This is a genomic window from Streptococcus infantis (assembly GCF_001579645.1).
In the GTDB taxonomy this organism is placed as follows: domain Bacteria; phylum Bacillota; class Bacilli; order Lactobacillales; family Streptococcaceae; genus Streptococcus; species Streptococcus infantis_E.
Window position 1 is genome coordinate 220831 of record NZ_KQ970818.1, and the last position, 6717, is coordinate 227547.

The window sequence follows — 6717 nt, forward strand, 5'->3', positions numbered from 1 at the left end:
ATCATTATACTGGTTTTCCATAGAAAATTCAAATGGAGGGGGTGTTATAAAGGGGGGACAAATCAAATAATTGCTTTTGTTTTTTTATGAAACATGATAAAATTATAGAGAATAAATATGGGAGAATAAAATGAAAAAAAATAATTTACTTATCGGGGTTACATCATTATTTTTTACTGCTCTAGTTTGGTTATCTATGGTTACAAGCGTGAAAAAAGGTATTCCCTTTTCTGACGCTAGTATTTTTGAATACTTTGGATATGCAATGAATCGCGGAGAACTAATGTATGCTAATTTATTTGACCATAAAGGCCCTGTGATTTTTATCGTGAACTATCTAGGTTATTTAATTAGTGGTTCATTAGGCATAAAATTTCTGTATTTGTTCTGTACTTTTTTATTTTTTGTAATTAGTTTTCTGACTTCTAAATTATTTACAGGAAATAAACAATCGATATTAGTATTATTCTTACTTTTTTTGGTATATGAACATTTTTTTGATGGTGGTTGGAGTTTAGAAGGGTATATTCTTCCTTTGATTTCTTACTCTTTATACATATTTTTAAAATTCTTTATTAAAAATAACATCAAAAATTATGAGATTATATTAGCAGGTTTATGTTTTGCAATTGTATTTTTTACGAAAGCAAATATGATTGGGATTTGGCTTATTTTTGGCCTTTATATAATTGTTCATTATGTTACCTTGAAAAAGTATAAAGAATTAATTGATACATTAATTAACTTTTTTACAGGAGTGTTAATTTTTACAATTCCTCTATTTCTTTATTTAATTTATAAAGGTATTTTTCTTGATATGTTATATCAATCGATAGGGGTTAATTTTATATACACTACAGAATCTAATAATGGATCGATGAAAGAAATATTTAAATGGTATTTATCTCAGTCTAATTCATTAAGCTTAAATTTAATAATTCTTTTATCATCTTTTCTATTATGGAACAAGTATAAATATAAATCGATTCTATACCATGTTGCTTTCTTGTTTTGTTTGACATTAGCACTTATTTCGAAACGTAGTTATGGACATTATATTCTTGTAATTATTCCATTCCTAGTACCGTATATTTCTTATATGTTTAATTTATTTAAAAATTTTACTGTAAAGAAATTTACATTGTTATTATTAGGTTTATATGTAGTATATTTGGCGAACATTAATTACGTAAGGGAAAACATAAAAACAAGAGATAGAAATACATCTTATTTACAACAAAGTGTTGCAAGCTATATAAAAAGTAATTCTCAAGCGGAAGACAGAATTTATACTCATCGACAAAATGGGACAATCTATTTATATAGCGAACGGTTATCTAGTACTAAATTTTTCTTTATTCCAGCAGTAACTAATGATCAAATATTAATCGAAGATTTCAAAAATTCTATTACTGAAAATCCTCCACTTTATATTGTATTTGATACTGAATGGGATTACGGAAAATTGACAGATTCTTTTATAAAAGAATATGTACGTAGTAATTATAAGTTAGAAAAACAGATTGAAACATCTATGATTTATAGAAGAATAGGAAGTTAAGATGAGTAGAAATAATCCGATTTTATATATCGTGATTCCGTGTTATAACGAAGAGCAAGTATTGCCTCATACCAATCCGATGTTCGTGGAAAAAATAGAGGAGCTTGTGAAAAATCAAGAGGTTCACCCACTTAGTAAGGTCATGTATGTGAATGATGGTAGTAAAGATCGAACTTGGGAGCTTATCCAAGAATATGCTACATCAAATCCATATGTAGTAGGTATTTCGCAGAGCCGAAATCGAGGCCATCAAAGTAGTGTCCTTGCTGGAATGTATGAAGCTGCAGAATTTGCCGATATCGTGATTACCATTGATGCAGACGGCCAGGATGATATTCATTGTATGAATCAGATGATTGCTGAATATAAGACAGGTTCAGAGATAGTCTACGGCGTTCGTGATAATAGAGATACAGACTCAGCTTTTAAACGTATTACAGCAGAAGGTTTTTATAAAGTGATGCATTTATTTGGAGCGGATGTCGTTTTTAATCATGCTGATTATCGTTTAGTCTCAAAACGATTTCTACAGGAATTATTCAAGTTTAAAGAAGTTAATCTGTTCCTTCGAGGGATTATGCCTCTTGTAGGATTTAAGTATTCCTACGTGACCTATAAACGGCATGAACGTATTGCTGGTGAGAGTCACTATCCACTCTCTAAAATGCTCGGTCTAGCAATGGACGGAATTACGAGCCTGTCGATTAAACCCATTCGCTTGATTACCTCAATGGGAGTTATGACTTCACTGTTTAGTTTTTTGTTAATCATTTGGGTTTTGTGGAGCAAATTTACTGGTACAGTAGTAGCTGGTTGGGCCAGTACATATGCCATTGTAAGTTTACTTGGCGGGGTTCAACTCATTAGTCTTGGTGTAATTGGGGAATATATCGGAAAAATCTATCTAGAAACGAAGCAACGTCCAAGATATATTATCAGCGACCGCACCTATGATGAGAGTGATGAGTAACCTCACCCCAGCACTTGAAAACTTTTGAATTTCTGATATAATAGAACTACTCAAGGGAGTAGCTGGCGGGAAACCGCGATAGTGTCGTCATTACGAATTATTTCCGGCACTATATTAAACAGCGAGACTTGTTTTTTTAAAAAACAGGTCTCTTTTTTTGTAAAAAGAGGCCAAAAAGGAGGAGACTGTTTTGTCAAAAGAACAAAATAAAGATTTGTTTTACACACAATCTTCTGAGGAAGTCCTAAAGAATCTGGACTCATCTGTCGAAGGTTTGTCAACTGCTCAAGCTCAAGAACGCTTAGCGACTTATGGTCGAAATGAGTTGGAAGAGGGCGAAAAACGTAGCCTACTAGCTAAATTCCTTGATCAATTTAAGGATTTGATGATCATCATCTTGCTAGCGGCAGCGGCACTTTCTGTCATTACAGAAGGAATGGACGGTTTAACAGATGCCATTATCATCTTGGCCGTAGTTGTCCTGAATGCAGCCTTTGGGGTTTACCAAGAAGGGCAAGCAGAAGCAGCCATTGAAGCACTGAAAAATATGTCTAGCCCGATGGCTCGTGTTCGTCGTGACGGTCATGTCATTGAGATCGACTCAAAAGAATTGGTACCTGGGGACATCGTCTTGCTAGAAGCTGGAGATGTCGTGCCTGCGGATATGCGCTTGTTTGAAGCAGCTTCCCTTAAAATTGAAGAAGCAGCTCTTACAGGGGAATCTGTCCCAGTTGAAAAAGATGTGACAGGACTTGTTGAAGCGGATGCTGGTATCGGGGACCGTGTTAACATGGGTTATCAAAACTCTAACGTAACATACGGTCGTGGTATTGGTGTCGTGACCAACACTGGTATGTACACAGAAGTTGGTAAGATTGCGGATATGTTAGCCAATGCAGACGAAACAGAAACACCGTTGAAGCAAAGCTTGGAACAATTATCTAAGGCCTTGACTTACTTAATCATTGTGATTGCAGTGATTACCTTCTTGGTTGGTGTCTTTGTTCGTGGCGAACATCCATTAGAAGGCTTGATGGTGGCGGTTGCCCTTGCAGTAGCGGCTATTCCAGAAGGGCTTCCTGCCATTGTAACTATCGTTCTATCTTTGGGAACTACAACCCTTGCAAAACGTAATTCGATTGTCCGTAAATTGCCAGCGGTTGAAACGCTTGGTTCAACAGAAATCATTGCATCTGATAAAACAGGTACTTTGACCATGAACCAAATGACGGTTGAAAAGGTTTATACCAACGGTCAATTGCAAAGCTCAGCAACTGAGATTGCTGCTAGCAACAATACCCTCCGTATCATGAACTTTGCCAATGATACCAAGGTGGACCCATCTGGCAAGCTGATTGGGGATCCAACTGAGACAGCTCTTGTACAGTTTGGTTTGGACCATAACTTCGATGTTCGTGAAATCTTGAAGGATGAGCCACGTGTAGCTGAATTGCCATTTGACTCAGATCGTAAACTCATGTCTACCATTCATAAGGAAGCAGACGGTTCTTACTTTATCGCTGTCAAGGGTGCGCCTGATCAATTGCTCAAGCGTGTGACTCGTATCGAAGTCAATGGAGAAGTTCGCCCAATCACAGAAGAAGATAAAAATGCCATCCTTGCTACCAACAAAGACTTGGCTAAACAAGCCCTTCGTGTCTTGATGATGGCTTACAAGACAAGTAACGAAATTCCAACCTTGGAATCTGAAATTGTTGAGTCTGACCTCATCTTCTCTGGTTTGGTCGGCATGATCGACCCTGAACGTCCTGAAGCAGCCGAAGCTGTTCGTGTCGCTAAGGAAGCGGGTATCCGTCCGATTATGATCACTGGTGACCACCAAGATACGGCTGAAGCTATCGCTAAACGTCTCGGTATCATCGATCCAAATGATACAGAAGACCATGTCTTCACGGGTGCTGAATTGAATGACCTCACTGATGAAGAATTCCAAAAAGTCTTCAAGCAATACTCTGTCTACGCGCGTGTATCACCTGAGCACAAGGTTCGGATCGTGAAAGCATGGCAAAATGAAGGTAAGGTTGTCGCTATGACGGGTGATGGGGTCAACGATGCGCCTTCACTTAAGACAGCTGACATCGGTATCGGTATGGGGATTACAGGTACAGAAGTTTCTAAAGGAGCTTCGGATATGGTCCTTGCCGATGACAACTTTGCAACCATTATCGTAGCGGTTGAAGAAGGACGTAAGGTCTTCTCAAATATCCAAAAATCCATTCAATACCTCTTGTCTGCCAATATGGCTGAGGTCTTCACTATCTTCTTTGCTACCCTCTTTGGTTGGGATGTGTTACAACCAGTGCATCTTCTCTGGATTAACTTGGTAACAGATACGCTACCAGCCATCGCCCTTGGTGTGGAGCCAGCTGAACCAGGTGTCATGACTCACAAACCTCGTGGCCGTAAATCTAACTTCTTTGATGGTGGTGTCTTCGGAGCAATCATTTATCAAGGAATCTTCCAAACCATGCTAGTTCTAGGTGTTTATGGTTGGGCTCTTCTCTTCCCAGAGCACCAAAGTCATACTGAAATCCATGCGGATGCCCTTACCATGGCTTTTGCAACTCTCGGTTTGATCCAATTGCTCCATGCCTTTAACGTTAAGTCGGTTTACCAATCGATCTTTAAAGTGGGACTCTTTACAAACAAGACCTTTAACTGGTCTATCCCAGTTGCCTTCGTCCTCTTTGTGGTGACAATTTTGGTTCCTGGATTTAATAATCTCTTCCACGTTTCACACTTGAGCTTGACTCAATGGATGGTGGTCGCTGTAGGAGCGCTTATGATTGTAGTCCTTGTTGAGATTGTCAAAGCAGTCCAACGAGCACTTGGAAAAGATAAAAACGCTATTTAAACAATTATGAAAAGTCATCTTCGGATGGCTTTTTGTTTTTATGTAAATATAAACTGAAATAATACTCAATGAAAATCAAAGAGTAAACTAGGAAGAGAGCCGCAGACTGTACTTGAGTACGGCAAGGTGAAGCTGACGTGGTTTAAATTTGATTTTCGAAGAGTATAATTTTGTGCTATAATCAAGTAGACTGATATCGCATGGAGGAAAGAATCTTGGAAAAGAAAATAGTAAAAGATATCTTGTTTTTGTCGCAGGTATCCCAGCCTGCTAGTCAGGAAGATTTACCCCTAGCAAAGGATTTGCAGGATACCCTATTGGTTAACAGAGAAACCTGTGTTGGACTAGCCGCCAATATGATTGGGGTGCAAAAACGTGTCATTATTTTTAATATCGGCATGATTCCCATGGTTATGTTTAATCCAGTTCTTCAATCCTTTGAAGGGCCATATGAAACGGAGGAAGGATGTTTGTCTCTGACAGGTGTCAGACCGACAACTAGGTATGAGAAGATTACAGTAAGCTACAGAGATATCCATTGGCAAGAGCAAACCATTACCCTGACAGGTTTTCCAGCTCAGATTTGTCAGCATGAACTGGATCATTTAGAAGGTCGTATTATTTAGGCTCAAATCCTTGGTGCTCCTAGAAAAATATGCTACACTAAGACTATGAAAATTCTAATCCCAACTGCAAAAGAAATGAATACAAATGTTCCTAGTTTTGAAGCAAATCCCTTGCGTCCTGAAAGTCGGGCAGTGCTGGATGAATTAGCCAGATATTCCGCCCAAGAGCTGGAGAGTTTTTACAAAATATCTGCCGAAAAAGCGCAAGAGGAGTATGACCATATCCAGGCCTTGAAAAATGAAACTGCGATAAACTATCCAGCCTTGCACCTCTTTGATGGACTCATGTATCGCAACATCAAACGGGACAATCTAACCAAGGCTGAACAAGCCTATCTGGAGAAACACCTCATGATAACGTCAGCTCTCTATGGTGTGATTCCAGCCTTTGAACCGATTGCGCCTCACAGACTGGACTTTTTGATGAAGCTTAAAATTGCTGGGAAAAGCCTGAAAAGTCACTGGCATTCAGCTTATGAAGAGTCGGTGAAGGGTGAAGAACTAATCTTTTCACTCTTGTCTTCGGAATTTGAAACTGTCTTTCCAAAAGATATCCGTGAAAAAATGGTGACCTTTAAGTTTATGGAAGACAGAGATGGAAAACTTAAAGTCCACTCAACCATTTCAAAAAAAGCCCGAGGAGCCTTTTTAACAGCCCTGATGGAAAATCAAGTAACCTCGGTAG

Annotated in this window: 5 protein-coding genes; all 5 read left to right on the top strand. The window is 38.4% G+C overall.

The genetic code is table 11. From position 1 onward, the window contains the following. Positions 1–130: 130 nt before the first annotated feature. A complete protein-coding gene (locus tag SINDD18_RS11150; protein ID WP_241497300.1) occupies positions 131–1561 on the top strand; it encodes a hypothetical protein in 1431 nt (476 codons plus the stop codon). A 1-nt stretch (position 1562) separates the two neighbouring features. Next, on the top strand, positions 1563–2531 hold the full coding sequence (locus SINDD18_RS01135; RefSeq protein ID WP_061862788.1) for a glycosyltransferase family 2 protein: 969 nt from the start codon (positions 1563–1565) through the stop codon (positions 2529–2531). A gap of 190 nt (positions 2532–2721) precedes the next feature. Continuing rightward, on the top strand, positions 2722–5406 hold the full coding sequence (locus SINDD18_RS01140; RefSeq protein WP_061862789.1) for a cation-translocating P-type ATPase: 2685 nt from the start codon (positions 2722–2724) through the stop codon (positions 5404–5406). Between the two features lie 215 nt (positions 5407–5621). After that, the gene (locus tag SINDD18_RS01145; RefSeq protein WP_061863220.1) at positions 5622–6032 is read left to right on the top strand and encodes a peptide deformylase; all 411 of its coding nucleotides are present in this window, start codon (positions 5622–5624) and stop codon (positions 6030–6032) included. Positions 6033–6077: 45 nt separating this feature from the next. Further along, positions 6078–6717 (top strand): peroxide stress protein YaaA (gene yaaA / locus SINDD18_RS01150; RefSeq protein WP_061862790.1); only part of this gene is annotated, 640 nt, incomplete at its 3' end.

Coding starts and splice junctions, on each gene's coding strand:
- SINDD18_RS11150 (WP_241497300.1), top strand. CDS start 131: ATGAAAAAAAATAATTTACTTATCGGGGTTACATCATTATTTTTTACT.
- SINDD18_RS01135 (WP_061862788.1), top strand. CDS start 1,563: ATGAGTAGAAATAATCCGATTTTATATATCGTGATTCCGTGTTATAAC.